Origin of the sequence: Morganella sp. TYF_1 (assembly GCF_043105645.1) — a bacterium.
Lineage (GTDB): Bacteria > Pseudomonadota > Gammaproteobacteria > Enterobacterales > Enterobacteriaceae > Morganella > Morganella morganii_B.
In genome coordinates this window covers 104,505-129,177 of record NZ_JBICLU010000007.1, presented here as the reverse complement: position 1 = coordinate 129,177, position 24,673 = coordinate 104,505, and the positions used below count along the sequence as shown (strand labels likewise).

Annotated in this window: 22 protein-coding genes; 16 read left to right on the top strand and 6 right to left on the bottom strand. The window is 51.7% G+C overall.

The features are described from left to right. Nucleotides 1-13: 13 nt before the first annotated feature. Complete coding sequence (locus tag ACF8OF_RS02090; protein WP_392495569.1) at nucleotides 14-1,363, bottom strand: surface lipoprotein assembly modifier; 1,350 nt, start codon at nucleotides 1,361-1,363, stop codon at nucleotides 14-16. 63 nt (nucleotides 1,364-1,426) lie between these two features. Continuing rightward, nucleotides 1,427-2,203 (bottom strand): Slam-dependent surface lipoprotein, encoded by a 777-nt coding sequence (locus ACF8OF_RS02085; protein ID WP_392495568.1) that lies wholly within the window; start codon nucleotides 2,201-2,203, stop codon nucleotides 1,427-1,429. 443 nt (nucleotides 2,204-2,646) lie between these two features. On the opposite strand from ACF8OF_RS02085, the gene umoA reads away from it, so the two are divergent. Both umoA and ACF8OF_RS02075 read left to right on the top strand, forming a co-directional pair. Beyond that, on the top strand, nucleotides 2,647-3,081 hold the full coding sequence (gene umoA, locus ACF8OF_RS02080; RefSeq protein WP_392495567.1) for a UmoA family flagellar biogenesis regulator: 435 nt from the start codon (nucleotides 2,647-2,649) through the stop codon (nucleotides 3,079-3,081). Between the two features lie 102 nt (nucleotides 3,082-3,183). Further along, nucleotides 3,184-3,948 carry a transferase gene (locus ACF8OF_RS02075; RefSeq protein ID WP_354621786.1) on the top strand — a complete coding sequence of 255 codons (765 nt, stop codon included), beginning with the start codon at nucleotides 3,184-3,186 and terminating at the stop codon, nucleotides 3,946-3,948. Here the strand turns inward: ACF8OF_RS02075 and fdhD are convergent, their stop codons facing one another. Continuing rightward, nucleotides 3,949-4,779 (bottom strand): formate dehydrogenase accessory sulfurtransferase FdhD, encoded by an 831-nt coding sequence (gene fdhD / locus ACF8OF_RS02070; RefSeq protein ID WP_392495566.1) that lies wholly within the window; start codon nucleotides 4,777-4,779, stop codon nucleotides 3,949-3,951. 166 nt (nucleotides 4,780-4,945) lie between these two features. On the opposite strand from fdhD, the gene fdnG reads away from it, so the two are divergent. From fdnG to ACF8OF_RS02035, 7 genes are all read left to right on the top strand, one after another. After that, on the top strand, nucleotides 4,946-7,993 hold the full coding sequence (gene fdnG, locus ACF8OF_RS02065) for a formate dehydrogenase-N subunit alpha (protein ID WP_392495564.1): 3,048 nt from the start codon (nucleotides 4,946-4,948) through the stop codon (nucleotides 7,991-7,993). An 11-nt stretch (nucleotides 7,994-8,004) separates the two neighbouring features. Then, entirely contained in the window at nucleotides 8,005-8,946 is a 942-nt protein-coding gene (gene fdxH, locus ACF8OF_RS02060) for a formate dehydrogenase subunit beta (RefSeq protein WP_025153666.1), read from the top strand. After that, complete coding sequence (fdoI, locus tag ACF8OF_RS02055) at nucleotides 8,946-9,596, top strand: formate dehydrogenase cytochrome b556 subunit (RefSeq protein WP_004236693.1); 651 nt, start codon at nucleotides 8,946-8,948, stop codon at nucleotides 9,594-9,596. Before fdxH ends, fdoI begins: the two co-directional genes overlap by 1 nt. Nucleotides 9,597-9,735: 139 nt before the next feature. After that, the gene (gene fdhE / locus ACF8OF_RS02050; protein ID WP_004240168.1) at nucleotides 9,736-10,662 is read left to right on the top strand and encodes a formate dehydrogenase accessory protein FdhE; all 927 of its coding nucleotides are present in this window, start codon (nucleotides 9,736-9,738) and stop codon (nucleotides 10,660-10,662) included. Between the two features lie 20 nt (nucleotides 10,663-10,682). Then, on the top strand, nucleotides 10,683-12,065 hold the full coding sequence (gene selA / locus ACF8OF_RS02045; protein ID WP_392495562.1) for an L-seryl-tRNA(Sec) selenium transferase: 1,383 nt from the start codon (nucleotides 10,683-10,685) through the stop codon (nucleotides 12,063-12,065). Continuing rightward, nucleotides 12,062-13,924: a selenocysteine-specific translation elongation factor gene (gene selB, locus ACF8OF_RS02040; protein WP_262859843.1), complete on the top strand. Its 1,863-nt coding sequence runs from the start codon at nucleotides 12,062-12,064 to the stop codon at nucleotides 13,922-13,924. The genes selA and selB overlap by 4 nt, the downstream gene beginning before the upstream one ends. A 24-nt stretch (nucleotides 13,925-13,948) precedes the next feature. After that, nucleotides 13,949-15,091, top strand: a complete 1,143-nt coding sequence (locus ACF8OF_RS02035) for a GT-D fold domain-containing glycosyltransferase (protein ID WP_392495561.1) — start codon at nucleotides 13,949-13,951, stop codon at nucleotides 15,089-15,091. Nucleotides 15,092-15,166: 75 nt separating this feature from the next. On the opposite strand, the gene ACF8OF_RS02030 is transcribed toward ACF8OF_RS02035, so the two are convergent. Together ACF8OF_RS02030 and ACF8OF_RS02025 are read right to left on the bottom strand one after the other, a co-directional pair. Beyond that, nucleotides 15,167-15,595, bottom strand: coding sequence for a molybdopterin-binding protein (locus tag ACF8OF_RS02030; protein WP_392495560.1), 429 nt, complete (start codon nucleotides 15,593-15,595; stop codon nucleotides 15,167-15,169). Nucleotides 15,596-15,633: 38 nt separating this feature from the next. Beyond that, on the bottom strand, nucleotides 15,634-16,293 hold the full coding sequence (locus ACF8OF_RS02025; protein WP_262859840.1) for a metalloregulator ArsR/SmtB family transcription factor: 660 nt from the start codon (nucleotides 16,291-16,293) through the stop codon (nucleotides 15,634-15,636). An 89-nt stretch (nucleotides 16,294-16,382) separates the two neighbouring features. Here ACF8OF_RS02025 and ACF8OF_RS02020 point away from each other — a divergent pair, with 89 nt between their 5' ends. The 3 genes from ACF8OF_RS02020 to ACF8OF_RS02010 all read left to right on the top strand — a co-directional run bounded on the left by ACF8OF_RS02020 (nucleotide 16,383) and on the right by ACF8OF_RS02010 (nucleotide 19,820). Beyond that, entirely contained in the window at nucleotides 16,383-17,786 is a 1,404-nt protein-coding gene (locus tag ACF8OF_RS02020; RefSeq protein WP_072871585.1) for an MFS transporter, read from the top strand. 102 nt (nucleotides 17,787-17,888) lie between these two features. After that, nucleotides 17,889-18,848: an acetyl-CoA carboxylase carboxyl transferase subunit alpha gene (gene accA / locus ACF8OF_RS02015; protein ID WP_262882287.1), complete on the top strand. Its 960-nt coding sequence runs from the start codon at nucleotides 17,889-17,891 to the stop codon at nucleotides 18,846-18,848. Nucleotides 18,849-18,911: 63 nt separating this feature from the next. Continuing rightward, a complete protein-coding gene (locus ACF8OF_RS02010) occupies nucleotides 18,912-19,820 on the top strand; it encodes a LysR family transcriptional regulator (RefSeq protein ID WP_262859838.1) in 909 nt (302 codons plus the stop codon). Here ACF8OF_RS02010 and ACF8OF_RS02005 read toward each other — a convergent pair. Beyond that, on the bottom strand, nucleotides 19,814-20,257 hold the full coding sequence (locus ACF8OF_RS02005) for a DUF411 domain-containing protein (protein WP_262859837.1): 444 nt from the start codon (nucleotides 20,255-20,257) through the stop codon (nucleotides 19,814-19,816). The two genes, ACF8OF_RS02010 and ACF8OF_RS02005, sit on opposite strands and share 7 nt — an antisense overlap. A 121-nt stretch (nucleotides 20,258-20,378) precedes the next feature. Between ACF8OF_RS02005 and ACF8OF_RS02000 the strand changes: the two genes are divergently transcribed. The 4 genes from ACF8OF_RS02000 to ACF8OF_RS01985 all read left to right on the top strand — a co-directional run bounded on the left by ACF8OF_RS02000 (nucleotide 20,379) and on the right by ACF8OF_RS01985 (nucleotide 24,317). Further along, on the top strand, nucleotides 20,379-20,840 hold the full coding sequence (locus ACF8OF_RS02000) for a hypothetical protein (protein WP_262859836.1): 462 nt from the start codon (nucleotides 20,379-20,381) through the stop codon (nucleotides 20,838-20,840). 107 nt (nucleotides 20,841-20,947) lie between these two features. Next, nucleotides 20,948-21,940 carry a dicarboxylate transporter/tellurite-resistance protein TehA gene (gene tehA, locus ACF8OF_RS01995; RefSeq protein WP_262868131.1) on the top strand — a complete coding sequence of 331 codons (993 nt, stop codon included), beginning with the start codon at nucleotides 20,948-20,950 and terminating at the stop codon, nucleotides 21,938-21,940. A 310-nt stretch (nucleotides 21,941-22,250) separates the two neighbouring features. Beyond that, entirely contained in the window at nucleotides 22,251-23,651 is a 1,401-nt protein-coding gene (locus ACF8OF_RS01990) for a nucleobase:cation symporter-2 family protein (RefSeq protein WP_123569609.1), read from the top strand. 276 nt (nucleotides 23,652-23,927) lie between these two features. Next, nucleotides 23,928-24,317, top strand: coding sequence for a hypothetical protein (locus tag ACF8OF_RS01985; RefSeq protein ID WP_392495557.1), 390 nt, complete (start codon nucleotides 23,928-23,930; stop codon nucleotides 24,315-24,317). Nucleotides 24,318-24,673 lie beyond the last annotated feature (356 nt).

The following is a 24,673-nucleotide window of genomic DNA, read 5'->3' as shown; positions in this document are numbered from 1 at the left end:
TAATCAGAAAGGGTTAAAACAGCCGTTCAAAACGCAGCATGATTTCAGTCTGCCGGTAGCTATAAAGCCACGGTACAGAACTGCGGTTGCGGGTGTGGATCAGCGAAAGCTGAGGTGAAATCTGCGCGAATGACGGCGGATAGAGTGCGAGTGTTGTGCTGTACTGTCGGGTGAGATTCTCCCTGGCCTGGCGGTGTAACGGATGTGTATGGTGATAACGTTTACGGGTGTAAACGGCATGAACAGACTGGGACACCGACGGGTGCCACAGGTAGGTCAGTCCGGTATGCAAGGCAGCTGTCCGGTAATGTTTATAGGGATCATTTTTTTTGTGAACGGTGGTTTCTGCCTGTAAATACAATGTGGCTGCCGGATGCGGACGCCAGGTTATCTGCGGCATCAACTGGTATTCAGTGCCGTTATGTGAATGCAGATAAGGCTGATAACGGTGCTGTCGCAGTGCCGCCAGTCCGCCCAGAGACCACTCCGGGCTGAATTGCTGATTCAGATATGTTTGTAAGCCGTAAGCGGAGGAAAAACGGCGTCCGGCGGAAAAATGCTGCTCCAGCAGCGGGGTCAGTTGCCATAAAGTATGGCGATCCTGATAGTGATAACCCGTTTTAGCGGTCAGTGTTACGGTATTAGCTACCTGATTCGCGGCATCATACCGGGTGGATACCCGGTAGTGCTGCGTCAGAAAATGGGAGCCGGACAGCGGTGTCAGCCTGCGTAAATCCCAGTCGCTGCGCCATTGTAAGACGGCATGGGGGATCTGCGGGATAAGGCTGGCATAACAGGAACCATCGGGGCTGTAGTGCAGGCAGTGTGCTTTCGGCTGCGGGGTCTGATAATAATTATCCGTGTAATGGCTGCCGGCGCTGAGCAGTAATGACCAACTGAGTGCCCGGGTGAGTTCGGTAATGGCGCGGGTAATTTCCGGATAGTGGGGAGAGGTCACCGGCAGGTGCTGACTCAGTTCCCGGAACAAAAACAATGCGTTCCCGATCTGACGATCGGCCCGGTAGCTGCGGGCCAGTTCTAGTTGTGCGGCAAAGAAATCGGGTTTCTGTTGCAGAATGGTATTATATAACCCGATAGCAACCCCGGGGCGCTGGTTTAAATAGGCCAGTTTTGCCTGGCTGAAGATAATCAGTAACGGGTCAGCCTGATGTTCCTGCTGATAAACAGATAAGTAATGATAAATCGCTTTGAGGTTATTTTTCTTTAGTGAGAAATATAAATTTTGTGCGGTATTATTTTCTGAATGATTATTTTTTTGTATAGTTGCAGATACCGGTAATGAAAAAACAAGTAATAATAAAAAAAGAATAAATCCGTTAATTAACTTTATCTGCGACGACATAATTATACCCGGTAAACATCAGGAACAGATAATCTGTTCCTGATGAAATGTATCAATAATGAATCAGGACTTGGTTCCGCCGAACGCGATATTCTTCGCTTTATCGCTGCTGAATTCAGCATAACCGGCAACCTGCTGTGCATTGTCACCAAAGAAATGCCCGTTGGTCGTACCGCTGACGGTTGTGGTATCAGTACCGGTGGTGCTGACAGATGCAGATCCGTTAAAGGCTGAACCACTGACAGCGCCGCTCAGGCTGTAGCTGAGATCGGTTGAGCTGAGAGAGCCGGTAAAGGTATTAGCATCAAAATTGGTGCTGAATGTGCCGCTGATCTGTTCACCGCTGCTGTAGCCGCTGAGTCCTTTAATGCTGTACTGTGCCGTCCCTTCGGATGGCATAGCCGCAGTGATATCTTTCCCGGCGTAATACACGGTATGGGAATCGTCACTGAAATCCGTACCGGAAACCCACTCACCGTAATAAATATCGGCATCGGCTATTTTGGCAAAGTTAAAAGAGCCCATATTGCGGTGTGACTGCGGAGTGGCGGTGATAACAGAAACACCGTTATCGTTTGGTGCTGCACGGTTGGGTCCCTGCAGTCCGGCAAAGCTGACTTTGGTTCCGTTGTGCATGCCGGAATAACCGATTCCCGGTTCTCCGCCCGGTGACGGATGTCCCTGACGCTCTGATGCAGCGGTTACGCCGACAATGATATAAGTGCCATCTGGTGTTTCTGAACTGCCATAGCCCGCATTAGCCTGAGCCTGTGTGGCGGAGAATGCGGCACACAGGGTAACCAGTGTTGCCAGCGGGGTTTTCATATTAAATGTCTTCATAAACTAAACTCCTTGTAATTTAATGAATGACCGGGTGAGTGAAATACCTTTTTCCGGTGTGATTGCCGGAAGACAAATAAACGATAAAGGAGAGTGAGTTTTTTGTAAATGAGAATTATTATCGTTTGTTTGCAATGAGAATAATTTGATTAGAATGCTAATTAAATAACGAATTAAAAAATCACCATTTTTTATTTTTTGTGACAGATTTATTTCAAATATAAGAGTGAAAATATGTGATGCACATTCAGAGTTTTTCTGTGCGGTAAATAACGTTACTAATTCATAAGTATTATTAAAAGTGATGAGTTATTTTTTTCTTTTATTGATAAGGTGATTTTAAACGCAATAATAATGCGTTCAATTAACGGCTGTTATCGCATTTGATTTGGCATTTCTGTTTCATACTGTCCGGTGTTTTGAGCTGAACGGATAATCTGATAATGAAACAAATGCTGATATTTTTGTTGTTAACGGTGCTGACCTGCGGATCCGCATCGGCCACATGGCCGCAAATCGGGAGAAGTGATTTTTCTGAGCGTTATGAGGTGATAACCCTGACACCGGATATGCCGGTGCCCGGTGCGGCGGATAATGACCCGGCAACAAAAGGTCTGCGGCTGATCGGCCTGCGGCGTGATGGCAACGGGGAGTATTCTGAGGTCACCCGGCAGTTTTCTCCGGGAGCGACAAAACATATCCGCTATAAAGGGCGGCAGTACCGGGTGGTCGGGGATGTTTACCGCACGGATAATCTGTCAGATACCGGACGTTGGGATAAAGGGCAGTCCGTGGTGACGGAAGAGTATTATGAAATTCTGGATAAAGACGGAAAACGGACAGGAAAGGGATTTTATTTTTCGTCGCACCGCCGCTGATATGTAAGTATAAATAAGGCATCAGCAATAAAGGTTGTATTAAGTTTTTTGCCCGGAAAACCGGTAACATAGCGGCAATCACCCTGATTATCGGAGAAGTACATGTCATCAGTCCGGATCCTCAGTGTCGCACAGTGTCATGAATCGTTGCTGAACAGCGCGGAAGCACTGGTTGCGGAGCAATGGCCGTTGTTTATGTTAGCCAGTCCGGTTTCTGACCAGTACTGGGATACACTTTATCTTGAGGAAAATTTGCCTTTTCAGCAGGTTGCAGTTGCAACCATTGCCGGAGAGGAGCAGGTCGCCGGGCTTCTGAGTGCGATTCCGTTTTATTTTCCGGAAGATGCACCGCTGTCTGATCTGCCGGATGAGGGCTGGGATGCGGTGCTGACGCAGGGGGCAACCGATACCCGGAAACCGACATTTGTATCCGCTCTGTCGGTGACCGTTGACCCGGATTTTCGCGGGCGCGGTATCCCTGCTCAGCTTATCACCGCACTGAAAGCAGCCACTGCACAAGCCGGGCTGAAGGGCGTGGTGGTACCGGTACGGCCTACGCTCAAGGCACAGTATCCGTTACAGGATTTTGCGGAATATTGTCAGTGGCAGACCCCGCAGGGTGAGCCGTTCGACCCGTGGATCCGCACACATGTCCGGCTGGGCGGGCAGATTATCAAACCGGCGATGCGTTCGATGGATATTACGTCATCCGTTGATAACTGGTCTGAATGGACCGGGATGGCCTTTCCGCACGCCGGTCAGTACATTGTGCCCGGGGCACTGGTACCGGTTCAGGCTGATCCTGAAACGGATCGGGTCATTTACCATGAGCCGAATCTGTGGATATATCATCCGCTGGCTGAATAGTCAGGGGATCAGCCGTTCCGGGTGGGTATAGATGGTGGCCCGTCCTTTTTTACAGAACCCAACCAGCGTCAGGCGGCAGCGTTTGGCGGTTTCAATCGCCAGTGTGGTCGGGGCGGAAACCGCAAACAAAATTTCCGCGCCGCACTGTGCGCTTTTCTGCACCATCTCATAGCTGGCGCGGCTGGACACCAGCACCGCGCCGTCTGCCCACTGTGCTTTTGCCCGCATACCGAGCAGTTTATCCAGCGCCACATGGCGGCCCACATCTTCACAGCCCCCCAGCAATTCGCCCTGCGGAGAAATCCAGCCTGCGGCATGGGTACAGCCGGTCAGTTTTCCGATTTCCTGTACCTGCGGCAGCTGGCTGAGTGCTTCATCGAGGTGACTGAGAGAAAAGGTCTGTGTGAAATCCAGCGGTGTGATCGGCCGGAAAATCTCGCTGATCTGCTCGGTGCCGCAGATGCCGCAGCCGGTGCGCCCGGCCATATTGCGGCGGCGCTCTTTCAGTCCGGCAAAACGGCGGGCGGATAATTCAACGTGGACTTCAAAGCCGCCGTGGCAGGCATCCGTAATATCAATCCCGCGAATTTCATCAGCGGATTCAATAATACCTTCGGAAAGCGAAAAACCGATCGCAAAATCATCCAGGTTTTTCGGACTGGCCATCATCACCACATGGGAGATGCCGTTGTACACCAGAGCTACCGGGGTCTCTTCCGCGACCCAGTCATTTTCATTATGCCCGGGTTTACTTTTTTGTTGCACATTTGTGAGATGCGCACCGCGAATTAGGCAATTATGTAACGACTCTATGGAATAAATGTCATCCATCAGATGAATTCCTGCGCTTAATAATACATAATAATAGTATGGGTAAAAGTTTACACCATTCCACCAGGCAATGAACCTGATCGCACGTACCACTGTGCGGATAAAAAGAAAGTTCGCTGTGGTTTATCCTGCAGCGGCATAAGAGCAATGTAATAAGGAGATCTCCATGCAAGTCAGCAGAAGGCAGTTCTTTAAGATCTGCGCTGGCGGTATGGCGGGTACAACGGCAGCGGCTCTGGGGTTTGCCCCGGCGGTCGCCATTGCCGGTTCACGTCAGTATAAGCTGTTGCGTGCGCGTGAAACCCGTAATACCTGCACATACTGTTCCGTTGGCTGCGGGCTGTTAATGTACAGTCTGGGTGACGGGGCAAAAAACGCCAAAGAATCTGTTTTCCACATTGAAGGGGATCCGGATCATCCGGTAAACCGTGGCGCATTGTGTCCGAAAGGCGCAGGTCTGATTGATTTTATCCACAGCGAAAGCCGCCTTAAATACCCTGAAGTCCGCGAGCCGGGTACCAACGAGTGGAAACGTATCTCGTGGAATGAGGCGTTTGATCGTATCGCCCGCCTGGTCAAAGATGACCGCGACAGTAACTTTATTGAAAAAAACAGCGATGGCGTGACCGTCAACCGCTGGTTAACCACCGGGATGTTATGCGCGTCTGCCGCCAGTAACGAAACCGGCTTTGTCACCCAGAAATTTTCCCGCGCCCTCGGCATGCTTGCCGTGGATAACCAGGCGCGTGTCTGACACGGACCTACGGTAGCAAGTCTTGCTCCGACATTTGGTCGCGGTGCCATGACCAACCACTGGGTTGATATTAAAAATGCCAACCTTATTGTTGTGATGGGCGGAAACGCTGCGGAAGCTCACCCTGTCGGGTTCCGCTGGGCGATGGAAGCCAAAATCCATAACAATGCCAAACTGATCGTGATTGACCCGCGCTTTACCCGTACTGCGGCTGTGGCGGATTTCTACACGCCTATCCGTTCCGGTACCGATATTGCGTTCCTGTCAGGTGTCATTAAATACCTGATGGAAAATGAAAAAATCAACCGTGAATATGTTGAGGCGTACACCAACGCCAGCCTGATCGTGCGTGAAGATTACGCGTTCGATAATGGCTTGTTCAGCGGCTATGATGCGGAAAAACGTCAGTACGATAAAACCACCTGGAACTACGAGCTGGATGAAAATGGTTTCGCTAAACGCGACACCACATTGCAGCATCCGCGTTGTGTCTGGAATTTACTGAGAGAGCACGTCAGCCGCTATACCCCGGATGTGGTGACCAATATCTGCGGGACGCCGAAAGACGACTTCCTGAAAGTCTGTGAATATATCGGCGAAACCTGCGCGAAAGATAAAACCGCCTCATTCCTGTATGCACTGGGCTGGACACAGCATACTGTCGGCGCACAGAACATCCGTACCATGGCCATGATCCAGCTGCTGCTGGGTAACATGGGGATGCTGGGCGGCGGCGTGAACGCACTGCGCGGTCACTCTAATATTCAGGGCTTAACTGACCTGGGTCTGCTGTCACAGAGCCTGCCGGGCTACCTGACGCTGCCGTCTGACAAACAGACAACACTGGACAGTTATCTGGCTGCCAATACACCAAAACCAACGGTGCCGGGCCAGGTCAACTACTGGGGCAACTATCCGAAGTTCTTTGTCAGTCTGATGAAAACCTTCTACGGTGACAAAGCGCAGAAAGAGAATAACTGGGGCTTTGACTGGCTGCCGAAGTGGGACAAAGGTTACGACGTCCTGCGTTATTTCGACATGATGGATAAAGGGGAAGTGAATGGCTATATCTGCCAGGGCTTTAACCCGTTAGCCTCATTCCCGAATAAAAACAAAGTGGTGAAGGCGCTTTCAAAACTGAAGTTCCTGATCACCGTTGACCCGCTGAATACCGAAACATCGAACTTCTGGCAGAACCACGGCGAGATGAACGATGTGGATCCGTCTCAGATTCAGACCACGGTGTTCCGTCTGCCGTCCTGCTGTTTCGCGGAAGAGAACGGTTCTATCGTTAACTCCGCCCGCTGGTTACAGTGGCACTGGAAAGGCGCGGATGCCCCGGGCGAAGCTATCAGTGACGGCGAAATCCTCTCCGGTATTTTCCACCGTGTCCGTAAGCTGTATGAAGCGGAAGGCGGTAAGGTGCCGGAGCAGGTGCTGAACATGACCTGGAACTACTTCGACCGCGATAATCCGACCCCGGAAGAAGTCGCGCAGGAGAGTAACGGTCTGGCGCTGGTGGATCTGAAAGATGCTGACGGCAATGTGATTGTGAAGAAAGGCGAGCAGCTCACCTCCTTCGCACAGTTGCGTGATGATGGTACCACGGCAAGCGGATGCTGGATTTTCGCCGGCAGCTGGACACCACAGGGTAACCAGATGGCGCGCCGCGATAACGCTGACCCGACCGGGCTGGGTAACACTCTCGGCTGGGCGTGGGCATGGCCGCTGAACCGCCGTGTCATTTATAACCGTGCGTCTGCGGACCCGGCGGGTAAACCGTGGGATCCGAAACGCCAGATTCTGGAGTGGAACGGCAGCAAGTGGATCGGTATGGATGTGCCGGACTACAGCAACGCCGCGCCGGATTCGGATGTCGGGCCGTTTATCATGCAGCCGGAAGGGATGGGCCGCCTGTTTGCTATCGACAAGATGGCAGAAGGGCCGTTCCCTGAGCACTACGAGCCGATTGAAACCCCGCTCGGCACTAACCCGCTGCACCCGGATGTGGTCTCCAACCCGGCAGCCCGTATCTTTAAGGACGACTGGGCGCAGATGGGTAAAGCAGCAGAATTCCCGTATGTCGGTACAACGTACCGCCTGACGGAGCATTTCCACTACTGGACCAAACATGCACTGTTAAATGCCATTATTCAGCCGCAGCAGTTTATCGAAATTGGTGAGCGTCTTGCGAATGAGAAGGGGATTTCCCAGGGTGATACGGTAAAAGTCAGTTCCAAACGCGGCTATATCAAAGCCAAAGCAGTGGTGACCAAACGCATCCGGACGCTGGATGTGAATGGTCAGAAAGTGGATACCATCGGTATTCCGATTCACTGGGGCTTTGAGGGTGTGGCGGTGAAAGGCTTTATCACCAACACACTGACACCGTTTGTCGGGGATGCGAACACCCAGACGCCTGAATTTAAAGCCTTCCTGGTTAATGTGGAAAAGGTGTAAGGAGATAAATTATGTCAATGCAATCACAGGACATTATTCGTCGCTCTGCCACCAATTCCCTGACCCCCGCACCTCAGGTGCGGGATTTTAAGGAAGAAGTGGCGAAGCTGATTGACGTGACCACCTGTATCGGCTGTAAAGCCTGTCAGGTGGCCTGTTCGGAGTGGAATGACATCCGTGACAAAATCGGTACCAACGTGGGGGTGTATGACAACCCGCAGGATTTGACCGCCAAGTCATGGACTGTCATGCGTTTCTCTGAAGTGGAAGAGAACGGCAAATTTGAGTGGCTGATCCGTAAAGACGGCTGTATGCACTGCGCGGACCCGGGCTGTCTGAAAGCCTGCCCGGCGGAAGGTGCGATTATTCAGTATGCCAACGGGATTGTTGACTTCCAGTCAGAGCACTGCATCGGCTGCGGTTACTGTATCGCGGGCTGTCCGTTTAATGTGCCGCGTATCAACGAAGAAGATAACCGCGCTTATAAATGCACACTGTGTGTTGACCGCGTGGATGTGGGTCAGGAACCGGCGTGTGTGAAAACCTGTCCGACAGGCGCGATTCATTTCGGCTCGAAAGAGGATATGAAAGCGCTGGCCGGTGATCGTGTGACTGAGCTGCAAAGCCGTGGTTATGCCAAAGCCGGTCTGTATGATCCGCAGGGTGTCGGCGGTACGCACGTGATGTATGTGCTGCACCACGCTGATAAGCCGCAGTTATATCACGGCCTGCCGGAGAACCCGGAAATCAGTGCTGCGGTGAAATTCTGGAAAGGTGCATGGAAACCACTGGCCGCAGTCGGCTTTGCGGCGACCTTTGCGGCGGCAATCTTCCATTACGTGGGTATCGGTCCGAACCGGGTATCAAAACGTGAGGAAGAAGAGGCCCTGAAAGATATTCAGGATGTTCCGGCAAAGACTGAGCAATCAGCAGGTCAGGAGGAGCAGAAATAATGCAACAGGATGATCGCGAAAAAATTATCCGCCACAAACCCATTGCGCGTATCAATCACTGGGCTGTGGTCATTTGTTTTCTGTTCACGGCCATCAGCGGGCTCGGGTTTTTCTTCCCGTCGCTTAACTGGTTTATGAACATTCTGGGTACCCCGCAGTTATCACGTCTGCTGCATCCGTTTACCGGTGTGGTGATGTTCTTACTGTTTGTGTTTATGTTTTTCCGTTACTTTAAACACAACTTTATCAACCGTGATGATATCGAGTGGGCGAAGCAGATCGGCAAAATCATGAAAAATGAGGAAGCCGGTGATGTCGGTCAGTATAACCTCGGTCAGAAAGGGGTGTACTGGGCAGCCAGTATCTGCCTGTTCCTGCTGTTGCTGAGCGGTATTGTTATCTGGCGTCCTTACTTTGCGGAGTATTTCTCCATTCCGGTGATCCGCATTGCGCTGCTGGTACACTCAATTTCTGCTATCGGGCTGATTATCACCATTATTGTTCACGCGTATGCGGCAATCTGGGTGAAAGGATCAGTGCGTGCGATGACGGAAGGCTGGGTAACGCGCGGCTGGGCGAAGAAACATCACCCGCGCTGGTACCGTCAGATTGTGGCAAAAGAGCGCGAAGAGGATAAAAAAGGTCAGTGACCGTTTTTAATCTTCTTGTGTGACTATTCAGAAGGCAGGGATCTCCCTGCCTTTTCGACATTTTAAGGCAGCCGGTTCATAATAGGGTTTTACTTGCCGGACCGGCTTATCCTCTCCATATCAGAAGAAGAGCAATATCATGAGTATCCGAATTGTATCCAAAGAAGAGCTGGGACAGGCTCAGAAAAATGAAAAAGGGATTGGCTTTATCCCGGCCGTGCTGTTTCCTAATCTGAAGAATCTGTATCAGCGCCGCGCCGAACGTTTTGATGAGCTGGCCAAAGATAACCCGTTTGCGGATTACCTGGAATTTGCGGCGGAAATCACCCGCGCCCAGCAGAAAGCCCTGTATGACAATCCGCTTGAAATGGATATGGATGCCCTGATGGCCGCCAATATGCCGGGCAAAGCCCTGCTCGACTGCCGCACCTTTCAGCGCACGGAACACTGGCGCAAACTGCTGAAAAGCATTATCGCCGAGCTGCTGCCGGTCGCGCCGGATCATGCCCGTCCGACCCTGGAAAACCTGGACAAAGCCTCTGAAAATGAGCTGGAAGATATGGCAACAGCGTTGTTTAATCAGGAATTTTCTGCTGTATCCCCGGATAAGTCCGTGTTTATCTGGGCAGCGTTATCCCTGTACTGGGCGCAGATGGCGTCGATGATCCCGGGCAAAGGCCGTGAAGAGCACGGCGAACACCGCCAGTTCTGCCCGGTCTGTGCAGCGATGCCGGTCTCCGGCGTGATCCAGATCGGCACCACGCAGGGATTGCGTTATCTGCACTGCGGATTATGTGAAACCGAATGGCATGTGGTTCGTATTAAGTGTACTAACTGCGAGCAGACCCGTGATCTGAATTACTGGTCACTGGAAAGTGAACAGGCGGCGGTGAAAGCAGAAAGCTGTGGTGATTGCGGCAGTTACCTGAAAATCCTGTCACAGGAAAAAGACGCGAAAGTGGATACCGTGGCGGATGACCTGGCAACCCTGATCCTGGATGCCCGGATGGAAGAAGAAGGTTTTGCCCGCAGCAGTATCAACCCGTTCCTGTTCCCGAACGAATAAGTCAGTGAAGTGAGTCCGCTATGAACGAACGTGCATTATACAGTCAGATACCTGCCATTGACGGGTTATTACATGAAACACCGGTTGCCGCACTGACAGAACAGTACGGACAGACCTGTATCGTCAGTATGCTGCGGGAGATGCAGGATGATGCACGTGACGCGATCCGTGAGCGGCAGCAGCTGCCGGACTGGCACGATTGCTGGGCGGATGAACTGTCCCGCCGTCTGGACAGCGAGCGGGAAGCACTGCGGCCGGTCATTAACCTGACCGGTACCGTGCTGCACACCAATCTCGGCCGGGCATTACAGGCGGAAGCCGCCATTGAGGCGGTGACCAATGCCATGCGCTGGCCGGTCACGCTCGAATATTCCCTTGATGATGCCGGGCGCGGTCACCGCGACAGCATTGTTGCGGAGCGCCTGTGTCAGCTGACCGGTGCGGAAGCGGCCTGTATCGTCAATAATAATGCGGCGGCAGTATTGCTGGTGCTGGCGACGATGGCGGCCGGGCGGGAAGTGATTGTTTCCCGTGGTGAACTGGTGGAAATCGGCGGTGCCTTCCGTGTACCGGAAGTGATGAGTCAGGCGGGCTGCCGTCTGGTTGAGGTCGGTACCACGAACCGGACCCATCTGCATGATTATAAAAATGCCGTCAGTGAGCAGACCGCGCTGCTGATGAAAGTCCACACCAGCAATTATCATATTGAAGGTTTTACGGCGGAGGTCTCCGGACAGGAACTGGCGGCACTCGGCCGGGAACTGGCTATCCCGTCGGTGATTGATCTCGGCAGCGGTGCGCTGATTGATATGACGCAGTGGGGACTGCCGGAAGAGCCGATGCCGCAGCGCTATCTGGCGCAGGGCATTGATATTGTGACTTTCTCCGGCGATAAACTGCTCGGCGGGCCGCAGGCAGGGATTATTCTCGGCAAAAAAGCGTGGATTGAGGCGATACAGCGTCATCCGCTCAAACGTGCTCTGCGGGCAGATAAAATGACCCTGGCGGCGCTGGATGCCACGCTGCGTCTGTACCGCCGTCCGGAAAAACTGGCACAGACACTGCCGTCACTGCGCCTGCTGACCCGGTCTGCTGACGATATTTATGATATGGCACAACGGCTTGTGCCGAAAATTCAGGCATATTACGGTGATGAATGGGTGATCCGCACAGAGCCCTGCTCCTCGCAGATTGGCAGCGGATCCCTGCCGGTGGAACGCCTGCCCGGCTGGGCAGTGACGTTTACCCCGCAAAACGGAAAAGGCAGCGCCTTAGCCACTCTGACGCACTCTCACCGTCAGCTGACCATTCCGGTGATCGGGCGGGTGAGTGACGGGCGTCTGTGGTGGGATCTGCGTTGCCTTGAAGATGAAAACCGACTTTTACAGGCACTGTTACCATGATTTTTGCTACAGCCGGCCATGTTGACCACGGAAAAACGGCACTTATTCAGGCTGTTACCGGTGTGGATACCACCCATCTGCCGGAAGAGAAAAAACGCGGAATGACCATCGACCTTGGCTACGCTTACTGGCCGCAGGAAGATGATACCGTGATCGGCTTTGTCGATGTGCCGGGCCATGAAAAGTTTCTCGGCAATATGCTGGCGGGTATCGGCGGGATCCGCCATATCCTGCTGATTATTGCCTGTGACGATGGGGTGATGGCACAAACCCGCGAGCATTTGGCGATTCTGCGTCTGGCAGGACGCCCGCAGATCTCGGTGGTGCTGACCAAAGCCGATCGCGTTCCGGCGGAGCGGGTTGAGGAAGTCCGGCAGCAAATCACAGAGCTGCTGTTATCTGACGGCTGGCCGGAAAGCCCGGTGTTTGTCACCTCATCCCATACCGGCGAAGGGCTGGATGCACTGCGGGCGCACCTGCGTCTGCATCATCAGCAGCAATCCTCAGACAGCCGGACAGAAAAACGTTTCCGGATGGCGATTGACCGTGTTTTCAGTGTCAAAGGGGCGGGGCTGGTGGTAACCGGTACTGCGCTTGCCGGGCGTGTCAGCACCGGCGACACATTATGGGTGACCGGCAGCGATAAATCTGTCCGTGTGCGCGGCATTCATGCCCAGAACCGTCAGCAGGAACAGGCGCAGGCCGGTGATCGCGTGGCGATCAATCTGAGCGGGGATGTCAGCAAAGAGACGGTTTCCCGCGGCGACTGGCTGCTGAGCGAAAAACCGGTGCAGTCCGCACACCGCATTCTGGCGGAAATTGAAACAGATGAAGGTCTGAAAAGCTGGCAGCCGGTGCATATTCACCACGGTGCCAGTCATATCACCGGGCGGGTCTCCCTCCTGAGTGAGGATAACATCCGTCCGCTGCTGGCGGAAATCACCCTTGATACCCCGCTCTGGCTGGCGGAAGAAGACCGGCTGATCCTGCGCGATATCAGTGCGCAGCGCACACTGGCGGGTGCCCGGGTACTGAATTTATCCTCTCCGCGACGCGGAAAACGTCGTCCGGAATTTCTGGCATGGTTATCAGAACGGGCAGCGGCACAGAATGATCGTGATGTTCTGCTGTGCGAACTGCCGCGCGGGGAGGTTTTTCTGCCGGTGTTTGCCTGGGCGCGGCAGCTGACAGCAGAAAAACTGACGGAATGTACCGCCGGGCTGAATCTGTTGATCAATGACGGTTATGCCCTTTCGGCACAACGGGTTGAAACGGCAAAAGCCATTCTGCTGGCCACCCTGGCGGATTATCATCAGTCACACAGCGATCAGATGGGCGTCGGCCGTGACCGGCTGAAACGGATGGCATTACCGGTGCTTTCTGATTCCATCGTATTTCCGGTTATTGCACAATTACTGAATGAAAAGCAGATTGTCAGAACCCGGGGCTGGCTCCATCTGCCGGGATTCGGTCTGGCCTTCGACCCGGCTCAGGGCACGCTCTGGCACAGTGCGGAACCACTGTTTCAGCAGGAACCGTGGTGGGTTCGTGATCTGGCCGTCAAACTCGGTATTGATGAAACAACTGCCCGTCAGTTTCTGAAAAAAGCCGCACAGCTGGGTCATATTATGGCGATTGTGCCTGACCGCTATTATCACCGGTCACAAATCACGGAATTTGCGCAGGTTATCCGTGAATATAATCAGTCACATGAAGCAGGTATCGGTGCGGCACAATTCAGGGATAAATACGGCATGGGGCGTAAGCTGGCCGTACAGATTCTGGAGTTTTTTGACAGAACCGGTTTTACCCGCCGCAGAGGGGACAAACATATTTTGCGGGATGAGGGACTGTTTTAATTTTCGTCAAAAGGGATTTAAGGCATGAAAATTGATTTGGAAAATTTTGTCAGTGAATTTAATAAGGATAAATTTCCCAGCTATTATGTTAAAAATGCAAAAATATATAGCCGGGAGATCGCCTTTGTGGAGATTGAAACCGGGGCATTTAAAGTTGCACTCGATGTCGATTCAAGGGGAAATGTCTGGCTGGCATTCAGGGATTATGGCTCTCTGGATCTTTTTAAGAAAAGCCTCAAACATGATTTTGATTATAAAACATTAATTTATGATGGCCGGAATAAAAAATATGAATTCAGCCGGATCCCGCTGGATGAAACAGATACTGTCTCCATTGTCCGCGGGATAGCCAGGGATATTATCGGTTTTTATAATGACATCTCTGTTGATTTCTATGCCGTAAAACAGAATGAACTCAGCAAAAAGATTGAATCGCATTTATACCAGAGTCGGGTAGCGAAAGTACTGGATGATACGTACCATTTCTTCAGGGGAAAACGTTTATCCGTTCTGGAAACGATGAGATGGATGAAAGAAAATAAATGCGGGATCAGCCGGTTTGGTGATGGTGAGCTGATGCTGATGCTGGAACTCGGTATTTATTATCAGAGTTCGGATAAAAAACTGATGTATGAATTGCGGAGTATTTGTTCCGGAAAGCGTAATACACTTGTTTGTATGCCTGGTTATGGATCAGAAGTCAAATTCTGGCAGGATTTCTGGGTGAACTACTGGTTTATCTGTAAATTTTTTATTGATCAGCCGGTATACGGTGACTCGTTTGTCAGTCGTCCGGAGGGATTTTATCAGTGTGGTCAAGAACTGGCTGATGCCTGGATGGAACTATGGGAAGGAAAAAATGTTTGTATTGTGACGGGCAAAGATTCACGTCTGAATACCGAACACTACTTACTGTCTAATATAAAGAATAAAGATGTTATCTGGTCAAAAAACAAGAATGCTTATGACGATATCGACCAGTTAACTGAACAGTGCCTGATGAAAGAGAATATTGATCTGTTTTTAATTGCGTTAGGCCCTGCCGGTACCGTATTGTCTGCCAGACTGACAGATAAAGAAAAGATAGCATATGATATCGGACATCTGACGAACAGCTACGATACCGTCTTTTCCGGGGCAGCCGTACCGGAGCAGCTGCCTTTCTGATCATAAAACAGTTTGCTCACAAGATAATGCTGGTCAGTTAAGAAACTGACCAGCCTGTTATACGGCCTTCTGTCATCAGGCTTTAGTGGCTAAAATGACGCTGGAGGCTTTTATCAGTGCGACAATGTCATTACCTTCATGTAATTCCATTTCATCGCGGCTTTCATTGGTAATAACGGCTGTCAGCGGCAGACCTTTTTCGGTTCTCAGGTGAATTGTGCTGTTGACCGCACCATTGACCATTTTGCTGATTTTACCGCGGAACTGATTACGGGCGGAAAAACGCAGACCGCAATCCGGATTTGCCAGTACCACCCACGGTGCTTTAATAATCGCGACAGCGTCTTTCCCTTCGCGGATCCCTAATACGTCACAGCTCTCTTTGGTGATGACGGTTGTCAGAATTTCACCATGCTCAAGTGTTAATTCCACTTCATTATTAACAACACCGGCAACAATGCGGGAGACTTTACCGGTGAGCTGGTTACGTGCGGAAATTTTCATTGTGTGACCTCTTTCCTTTTAGTGATTAACTGAAATGGTTAATCTTCCTGTTGTATCACACGATATACGCAGCGGCGAGAATCCGTGAGTAAATATTCGACCCGTTCCACACTTGCATTTAAAACTGTCTGAAAGAGTTCCAGCTCGGCGCGGCAGAATCCCTGACACATGCGGGCAGCGGAGCAGATAGGGCAGTGGTTTTCAATAATCAGCCAGCTTCCTTCCGGTTCTTTTTCCCACTGCGCCATATAGCCTTCCTCTGTGCGGATGGCAACGAGGCGGATAATGCGTTCTTCCAGGGTTTCCGCACCCTGAAGTTTATCAAAATAGTCGCGGCGGGCTTCGTTTTCACGGGCGGTAATAATTTTGCCGATAGCATCCTCGCCGAGTTCGCGGCGGATAGTGGTCAGGATTTTGACGGTCAGCTCCGCATGGCTGTCAGGAAAGCGTTTATTGCCCAGCGCGGTCAGATGCCAGCGCTGCACCGGACGACCAACCCCCCGGCATTCGGAATGTGCCTCAACCATGCCGTCCCGGGCCAGTTTGGTAAACTGCTGACGGGCGGCTTCCCCGGTGGTGCCCAGATGCTCCCCGGCTTCGGATGCCTGCATCGGGCCATGCTTTTTCAGAAGAATAAGCAATTTTTCGCCGACCGATTGTGCGGAACTGAGGTTGCTTTCCAGGTTAGTTCTTGACATATTCTCGTGCCCGGTATTTATTTATCCAAGTTAATTCTTGTTTAATTTATCGTATTCAGCAAAGTATCACAAGACTAAAGGATGGTTCTATGTTGCCTGATGACAGCCGCTGGCGTGATCTCTTCTCAGGGAAAAACGCTGCGATTTCAATCGCTCTCTCGTTCGGTGTTGTTATTCACGCCGTTAATATCTTAATGGCGACCACCATTTTGCCATCCGTTGTTGCTGATATCGGCGGCCTGAATCTGTATGCCTGGAATACCACACTGTTTGTGGCGGCATCCATTATCGGTTCTGTACTCTCCGCCCGGCTGCTTGCCGTATACGGTGCCCGTATCGCCTATCTTATCTCGGTGGTGGCCTTTTTCGCCGGCAGCCTGGCCTGTGCGCTGGCACCCCGGATGGAAATTATGCTGCTGGGGCGTACCATTCAGGGCTTCGGCGGCGGTGTTATGTTCGCATTGTCTTATGCCATGATCAATTTAGTGTATGTGCCGGCACTGTGGCCGAGAGCCATGGCGCTGATTTCCGGGATGTGGGGTGTTGCCACATTAGTCGGTCCGGCAGTCGGGGGTATTTTTGCCCAGTTAAACGCCTGGCGTTTTGCTTTTGGTGTGATGTTGCCGCTGATGGTTATTTATGGGCTCTTTTTGCTTACGATTATGCCGAAAAAGCAGAAAGATGACGGCACCCGGCCGCGCCTTCCTCTGATCCAGCTGACATTACTGACTGCCGCTGTGCTGGTGGTCTCTGCGGGGAGCCTCAGCCCGGATGTATTCCTGAATGTGGGCGGTGTGGTGGTCTCGCTGCTGTTACTGATTGTGCTCGCGCTGATTGAGCAGCGCAGCCGCATCCGGTTACTGCCGGAAAATACCTTTCGGCGCGGCAGTCATCATGCGGCGCTGTATATCACCATCTCTCTGCTGGCGATCGGCATGACCTGTGAAGTGTTCGTGCCGTACTTCCTGCAGCGCCTGCACGGGCAGTCGCCGCTGGCATCCGGTTATATGAGTGCGCTGATGGCGCTGGGCTGGACTGTCAGCGAGATCATCAGTGCCGGATGGAAAGGGGCGAAAATGCGCGCCAGTATTCTGCTCGGGCCGGTTTTTGTGCTGGCGGGGCTGGTTCTGCTGGCACTGACGCTCTCTGTACCGTCTGCCGGTACATGGGGCATTATGTCGCCGATCCTGCTGGGGTTATCGCTGGTCGGATTCGGGATCGGGTTCGGCTGGCCGCATCTGCTGACCCGGATTTTACAGGTGGCTGCGCCTGCGGATAAAGAAATCGCCGCTGCCTCCATCACCACCGTGCAGCTTTTTGCCACAGCACTGGGTGCGGCGCTGGCGGGAATGATTGTTAACGTCAATGGTTTTAATGACGGCACATTGACGGGTGTGATGTCTTCAGCCTACTGGCTGATGATGTTACTGGCGATTGCCCCGCTGATTGCGATTTTCACCGCCCGCCGCTGCGCGGCTATTTCTTACTGCTGATTATCCCGTTTATGATAATAGTGTATGCCGGAATGAGGACTGTATCCCGTTCCGGCGTTTTTTTACACTGACCGGATGTTTTCTGTCAGGGTAATGTCCGTTATGTCTCAGTATCATCTCGAATTTGAAAAACCAATCATTGAGCTGGAAGAAAAAATCGCCGCATTGGAGTCATTTAAAGAGCGCAGCAGCGATTTGGGGTTTGATCCGGATGATGAAATCGCCTGCCTGCGGAAAAAATGTGAAAAACTGACCCAATCGATTTATGCGGATCTCGGCGCATGGGAGATTGTCCGGCTGGCCCGTCATCCGCTGCGGCCCTATACCCTGGATTATATCAGTCTTATTTTTACGGATTTTCAGGCGCTTGCCGGTGATCGCGCCTTTGCCGATGATAAGGCGATTATCGGCGGGCTGGCGCGTCTTGAGGGCCGTCCGGTGATGGTTATCGGTCACCAGAAAGGGCGGGATACCAAAGAAAAGTTACTGCGCAATTTCGGGATGCCGTCACCGGAGGGCTACCGTAAGGCGCTGCGCCTGATGAAAATGGCCGAACGTTTTCATATGCCGGTGCTGATGTTTATTGATTCCGCCGGCGCCTATCCCGGTGTGGGTGCGGAAGAGCGCGGACAGGCGGAGGCGATTGCCCGTAACCTGCTTGAGCTGTCACGGCTGAAAACCCCGGTTATCTGCTCCATCACCGGCGAAGGCTGTTCCGGCGGGGCGCTGGGGATCGGTGTCGGCGATCGCATCAATATGCTGCAATACAGTACCTATGCGGCAATTTCGCCGGAAGGGTGTGCTTCTATTTTGTGGAAAAGCGCGGACAAAGCGCCGCAGGCTGCTGAAACCATGGGGATGACCGCCCCGCGCCTGAAAGCACTGGGTATTATCGATACCATTATTCCCGAACCGGCGGGCGGCGCTCACCGCAACTATCAGCAGGCAGCGGATAATCTGCGTGAGCAGCTGTTGCAGGATCTGGCGGCGTTATCCGCCTTACCGGAAGACGAATTACTGGCGCTGCGCTATCAGAAATTAATGTCTTTCGGCTATTGCTGAGGACAGATTAACCTGTTTGTGATAACAATAGGGATGAATATCTCTCACAACGGGGACGCTGTCATGGCGGTCGATCTGAATTTGCTGCCGGTTTTTCTGGCAGTGGCGGAACAGGGCAGTTTTACCGGTGCTGCCACCCGGCTGGGAATGCCGTCGTCTAATGTCAGCCGGGCTATCAGACAGCTGGAAACCCAGACAGGATGCCGTCTGATCGAACGGACAACCCGGCGTATGCGCCTGACGGCACAGGGGCAGCAGTTGTATCAGTGCGCCGGAAAAACGGACGCCATGCTGCGGGAAACCTTTTCACAGATCCGCAATGACGATGTGCTGACCGGCTGTTTCCGGCTGACGGTACCCGGTGAAGGCTGCGGGGAAATGCTGGCACCGGTGCTGGCCCGGTTTGCCGCGCTGCATCCGGATTTGCAGATCCGGTGTGACACCCGGCTGACTCCGGCGGATATTATCAGTGATGATATCGATCTGCTGCTGACCTATCAGCGCGGAGAGATGGCAGACAGCAGTTATCACAGCCGCCTGATTCAGTCCTGGTCGTGTGTGGTGGTGGCTGCGCCCTCATTACTGGCGCGGACCGGTATCCCGGTTTCTGCCGCTGAGCTGACCCGGCTGCCCTGTATTTCCAGCCTGAGTGCCCTGAACGGTCAGCCGTGGGTTTTCCGTAAACCGGACGGCGGGTGGCTGACTGTGCGCATTAACAGCCGCTACCAAGTTAACGGTGCGGCACTGGCAGCGGCAGCAGCCGTTGAAGGGCTGGGTTTTGCGATTTTAACAGGGCATTTGTGTCAGCAGGCGTTTCGTGACGGCACATTGCAGGCTGTCCGGCTGAATGAAGAACCGGCTCCCATTGAGCTGAGAGCCGTCTATGCCAGCCGTCGTGAGGTTTCACCGGTTATCGACAAATTCCTGCATTTTCTTGAATGTTCGCTGCGGGATCAGGCTACTAATCAGTAGCTGCGGAATACGGTCTGTTTTCCGTCCGCATCATAGGCGATCACATCATACGGCTCTTTCATATCCTTATATTCCATGCCGAGGCTGCCGACCGGCATCCCCGGAACAGAAATCCCTTTGGCACTTTCCGGCAGTGTATTAATGGCATCCAGGCTGTCCGCCGGGACGTGACCAATCACATATTTGCCGTTCAGCGTGGCGAGATGGCAGCTCATCAGGTTCGGGGTGGCTCCGGAACTGAGCATCATTTTCTCCAGCTGTGCCTGCGGAATAACATTGGTTTCCACATCATAACCGGCTTTTTCCACCCCTTCCGCCCACTGGCCGCAGCAACCGCAGGTCGGGGATTTATACACAGTGACGGTTCCTTTTGCCGCCATGGCACCGGCAGATAATGTGGTTAATAATAAAGATAACGCCCAAACGGATTTTTTCATCGGTATTCCCTGTAATGAGTCGGATAATAATGATGAGATTAATGGTTTACCTTAGGGGAAGGTCAATACAGGGGAACGTATAGTTATGCGGAGAAGTGTAAAGGTTTAAACGGAGGTCATAATGGTAACGCACCTGACATTACAGATAACAGCAACAGAAACCCGGATTTTTTCTGCGGAGGCTGATGTGCGGCTTCCGCTCGGCGACAGTGTGATTGACGGATTTGTTTTCCGGCACTCGCCGGTGACCGCTTATGAAGCGGAAGTAGCGATCGAACATATTGAAAACCGGATTATCCCGGCGCGGGCCACACTACCAGCCGGAGAGCTCATTTTGCATTGCCCGGATCCGCGGCTAAACTATCTGCTGACTGGTGATGAAGCGGATTTCTTATCCACTGAGGAAATAGAACGCGCGTTTAATGAGATCGTGAATGTCATCAGCGGCAGCCCGGTATCATCAACATCACTCCCTTCCGACAAACAATTCACGGCGTTTTTACTGATTATCCGTGAGATCACCCATCACTGGGGACTGGCAGGTCTGGTGCCGGGAACAGCCGGAAAAAATGATGTGATATAACATGCATGCAAAATGACTCTTATCAAAATAAATTATAAAATTTGTATTATTATTTAGTTCCCGGGGTTACTGCTCCGGCGATTGTATGATGACAGAGCTGAACAGATATGAGCATTGCACTGATAAATAAGATTAAATCCGTTTCTTCCCGGTTTTCAGCCGGGTATTTCGGCATGGTTCTGGGGCTGATCGGCACCGGGATGGCATGGCGTTACGCAGCGGCGGAGCAGGGCTATCCGGCAATCATCGGTGAGGTGATTATTGGTGCCGGTTGTGCGGTCTGGCTGGTGCTGATCACACTGTTTATTATCCGCAGTCTCTGTTTCCCGGAAAAAATGACCGACGAGTTCCGTCATCCGGTCGCCAGCGGGTTTTCCAGCTTGTTACCGGCGACCACCGTGCTGGTAGCGATGGGGCTGACGCCTTATTTTCCGCTGTTTTCCACCGGATTATTCGCCCTTGGTGCCGTAGCGCAACTCTCTTATGCCGCGTGGCTGGTCGGCTCCCAGTGGAAAGGGGAGTACCCGAAAGCGGCGACCACCCCGGTGCTCTATCTGCCGACTGTCGCTAATAATTTTATCTGTGCCATGGCATGTGGTGCGCTCGGGTTTACTGACCTTGGTATTCTCTTCTTCGGCGCCGGGGTTTTCTCCTGGCTGAGCCTGGAACCGGCGATTCTGAAACGTATCCGTAGTGACGGGCTGATGGATGAAAAATCGCGCCTCTCTTTCGGCATTCAGCTGGCACCGGCGCTGGTGGCATGCAGCGCCTATCTGGCGGTAAATCAGAATCACATTGATTTCTTTGCCAAAATGCTGCTCGGTTACGGGTTACTGCAACTGGTGTTTATGATCCGGCTCATCCCCTGGTTTACCCGGCAGGCATTTACTTTATCATTCTGGAGTTTTTCATTCGGTGTATCAGCACTGGCAAAATCCTCTCTGAATATCAGCATGTCTTCAGATAATGAATTTATTCACCTGCTGGCATTCACTCTGTTTATCTTTTCCAACGCCTTTATTCTGCTGCTGGTGGTGAATTCACTGCGTCTGCTGGTCAGAAAGCAAATCACCCGCGCCCGTATCCGCGAAGAAAATTAATATTCAGTCGCCGGTTATCAATTTGATTATTTATTAATCATTATTCTCATAATGATATCTGCACTGAAAAACCCCGCTGCCGTGAGATGTTCAGTACAAATAGTGAACAGTTTCACAAAGTGATCAAAAACGCCGTTATTAATCACATTTTATAACCCTTTTCCCCGCTAATACGTCCTCCTGGTGTGGTTATTGCTTTATCTGTTGATACAGATTGCATAACAGCCGTCTGTTCTCCACAAGAGTCCTAAATAAAACAGATAGTTATTAACAGAGTCAGATAGTCAAATTCACGTACAGGAGAGAAGAGATGTCTGATCAACAAAACACAGCATCTGATCTTATTTACCAGCTCGAAGATAAGCCCCCGTTTTTACAGGCAATTATTGGTGCCGTGACCCATCTGCTGGCCATTTTTGTCCCGATGGTCACACCGGCGCTGATTGTCGGTACTGCCTTACAGTTATCGCCTGAGACCAATGCGTATCTTGTTTCCATGGCCATGATTGCCTCCGGTGTCGGCACCTGGCTGCAGGTAAACCGCTACGGCATGGTCGGTTCGGGGTTATTATCGATTCAGTCCGTTAACTTTTCATTTGTGACAGTGATGATTGCCATCGGAACCAGCATGCGGGCTGATGGTGTTGATGAAGAACTGTTACTGTCCACTATCTTCGGTATCTCGTTTGCCGGTGCATTCTTAGTTGTGGGATCGTCTTTTATCCTGCCCTATCTGCGCCGGGTGATTACGCCGACAGTCAGTGGTATCGTGGTTCTGATGATCGGGCTGAGTCTGATAAAAGTCGGGATTATCGATTTCGGCGGCGGCTTCTCCGCCAAGTCCTCCGGTACCTTCGGTGATTATCAGAATATCGGTGTCGGGTTACTGGTTCTGCTGGTTGTTATCGGGTTTAACTGCTGCAAAAGCCCGCTGCTGCGCATGGGCGGGATCGCGATCGGGCTGATCGTCGGTTATATCTGCGCCCTGTTCCTGGGGATGGTGGATTTCAGTCAGATGAGCAAAGCCGCGTTTATCACGATCCCGGTGCCGTTCAAATACGGTTTCTCGTTTAACTTCGCCCACTTCCTGGTGGTTGCTATTATCTATCTGCTCAGTGTGCTGGAGGCAGTCGGTGACCTGACGGCAACCGCGCTGGTGTCCGGGCAGAAAATTCAGGGGCCGGAATTTCAGTCCCGTCTGAAAGGCGGGGTAATGGCGGATGGTCTGGTCTCTGTGGCGGCTTCCGCGATGAGTTCTCTGCCGCTGACCACTTTTGCCCAGAACAACGGGGTTATTCAGATGACCGGGGTGGCTTCCCGCCATGTCGGAAAAATCATTGCGGTTATCCTGGTGATCCTGGGGCTGTTTCCGGGGATCGGCTGGTTTTTTACAACGATTCCGGCACCGGTGCTGGGGGGTGCTATGACACTGATGTTCTCCATGATCGCCATTGCCGGGATCCGCATTATTTTGTCAAACGGTCTGCGCCGCCGCGAAACCCTGATTGTGGCGACCTCACTGGGCCTGGGGTTGGGTGTCTCTTATGACCCGGCGGTTTTCCACGTCCTGCCGACATCCCTTTATGCGCTGGCAGAAAACCCGATCTGTATGGGCGGTGTGACAGCTATTATTTTGAACCTGATTATCCCGATCAGTAAGGAAAAAGAGCCGGATGATATTGAAGAATCTGTGAGGGAAGAGGAAGTTTAATCAGCACGGCCTGACAGCCCGCTTATCTCCGCGGGCTGTCAGTATGCGGACTTACCGGTGACTGAGTGCCGGATTAGTGTATTTCTCCGGTAACCCCTGTCTCCCGGAAAGCGCTAAAAAAGCGGTTTAATGATATGTCATACCTGATTTTAACGAGGTTCTAACCTGCCCGCACTTTGCGCAAAATACCGATACACTCCGATACATGCGAACCGGAAATATTAATATCTATACAAACAGGGTGCAACGGTCGATTTTCTTTTTTGGGTAACCCCCATGCCGGAACCAACGTTACTATATATATTTCCGGCTAATTATCTCTCCATTTATGCCTGGCTTGATATAAAACGAGCACAGTATGGTAAAGATGATTTTAACAACGATTACTTGTTTGAAAAGGAAGGGCTTGTAGAAGTTCAACCCAATACACCGCTTCTGAAAATGGCGTTATATAAAATTAATTCTGATTTGACTGAAATACTAATTACTGAGGAAACACAATTATATAACAATGTGCAATTGTACAGAAATTTTCTGCTGCTGAGTATTCCGAACCGGGATTACGGGCAATATCGCCTGAGAGTGACTGTATTGGGTGACTGGCCTGAGTTAAACAAAGATGGGTTTACGTATTTTATAACAATAAAAACGTCCTTCACCAAATGAGTTGTTAATACTTATTAAAATTTAATATCTGTATTTGTTGCTGTGCAATCCACGCTATTATTTGTTTATCTATGAGCTTTGGTATTGTGCAATTTCCAATATAAAAATAGTCGGGTATACCTAAATCACGTTTGCATCCCCAAGATGTACACCCGGGAATGCAATGTTCTGAGTGTAAAAAAACCGGCGGATACAGAGCATCAGCCGGCTTATGGATTTGTACTGAGTTACTGTGAAGCGTTACCATAAGAAAGTTGTTTAATGGATTTGTGCAGAAAGAACATTGAGCTTTCCCTCCCCATACCTATTAAGGCGGGAAAGCCGGGAAAGTGGGAAACAAAATAACCCACCTTCAT

Coding starts and splice junctions, on each gene's coding strand:
- fdxH (WP_025153666.1), top strand. CDS start 8,005: ATGTCAATGCAATCACAGGACATTATTCGTCGCTCTGCCACCAATTCC.
- umoA (WP_392495567.1), top strand. CDS start 2,647: ATGAAACAAATGCTGATATTTTTGTTGTTAACGGTGCTGACCTGCGGA.
- accA (WP_262882287.1), top strand. CDS start 17,889: ATGTCTCAGTATCATCTCGAATTTGAAAAACCAATCATTGAGCTGGAA.
- fdhD (WP_392495566.1), bottom strand. CDS start 4,779: ATGGATGACATTTATTCCATAGAGTCGTTACATAATTGCCTAATTCGC.
- fdhE (WP_004240168.1), top strand. CDS start 9,736: ATGAGTATCCGAATTGTATCCAAAGAAGAGCTGGGACAGGCTCAGAAA.
- ACF8OF_RS02020 (WP_072871585.1), top strand. CDS start 16,383: ATGTTGCCTGATGACAGCCGCTGGCGTGATCTCTTCTCAGGGAAAAAC.
- fdoI (WP_004236693.1), top strand. CDS start 8,946: ATGCAACAGGATGATCGCGAAAAAATTATCCGCCACAAACCCATTGCG.
- ACF8OF_RS02000 (WP_262859836.1), top strand. CDS start 20,379: ATGGTAACGCACCTGACATTACAGATAACAGCAACAGAAACCCGGATT.
- ACF8OF_RS02090 (WP_392495569.1), bottom strand. CDS start 1,363: ATGTCGTCGCAGATAAAGTTAATTAACGGATTTATTCTTTTTTTATTA.
- tehA (WP_262868131.1), top strand. CDS start 20,948: ATGAGCATTGCACTGATAAATAAGATTAAATCCGTTTCTTCCCGGTTT.
- ACF8OF_RS02085 (WP_392495568.1), bottom strand. CDS start 2,203: ATGAAGACATTTAATATGAAAACCCCGCTGGCAACACTGGTTACCCTG.
- ACF8OF_RS02075 (WP_354621786.1), top strand. CDS start 3,184: ATGTCATCAGTCCGGATCCTCAGTGTCGCACAGTGTCATGAATCGTTG.
- ACF8OF_RS01990 (WP_123569609.1), top strand. CDS start 22,251: ATGTCTGATCAACAAAACACAGCATCTGATCTTATTTACCAGCTCGAA.
- ACF8OF_RS02005 (WP_262859837.1), bottom strand. CDS start 20,257: ATGAAAAAATCCGTTTGGGCGTTATCTTTATTATTAACCACATTATCT.
- ACF8OF_RS02035 (WP_392495561.1), top strand. CDS start 13,949: ATGAAAATTGATTTGGAAAATTTTGTCAGTGAATTTAATAAGGATAAA.
- ACF8OF_RS02010 (WP_262859838.1), top strand. CDS start 18,912: ATGGCGGTCGATCTGAATTTGCTGCCGGTTTTTCTGGCAGTGGCGGAA.
- selB (WP_262859843.1), top strand. CDS start 12,062: ATGATTTTTGCTACAGCCGGCCATGTTGACCACGGAAAAACGGCACTT.
- selA (WP_392495562.1), top strand. CDS start 10,683: ATGAACGAACGTGCATTATACAGTCAGATACCTGCCATTGACGGGTTA.
- ACF8OF_RS02030 (WP_392495560.1), bottom strand. CDS start 15,595: ATGAAAATTTCCGCACGTAACCAGCTCACCGGTAAAGTCTCCCGCATT.
- ACF8OF_RS01985 (WP_392495557.1), top strand. CDS start 23,928: ATGCCGGAACCAACGTTACTATATATATTTCCGGCTAATTATCTCTCC.
- ACF8OF_RS02025 (WP_262859840.1), bottom strand. CDS start 16,293: ATGTCAAGAACTAACCTGGAAAGCAACCTCAGTTCCGCACAATCGGTC.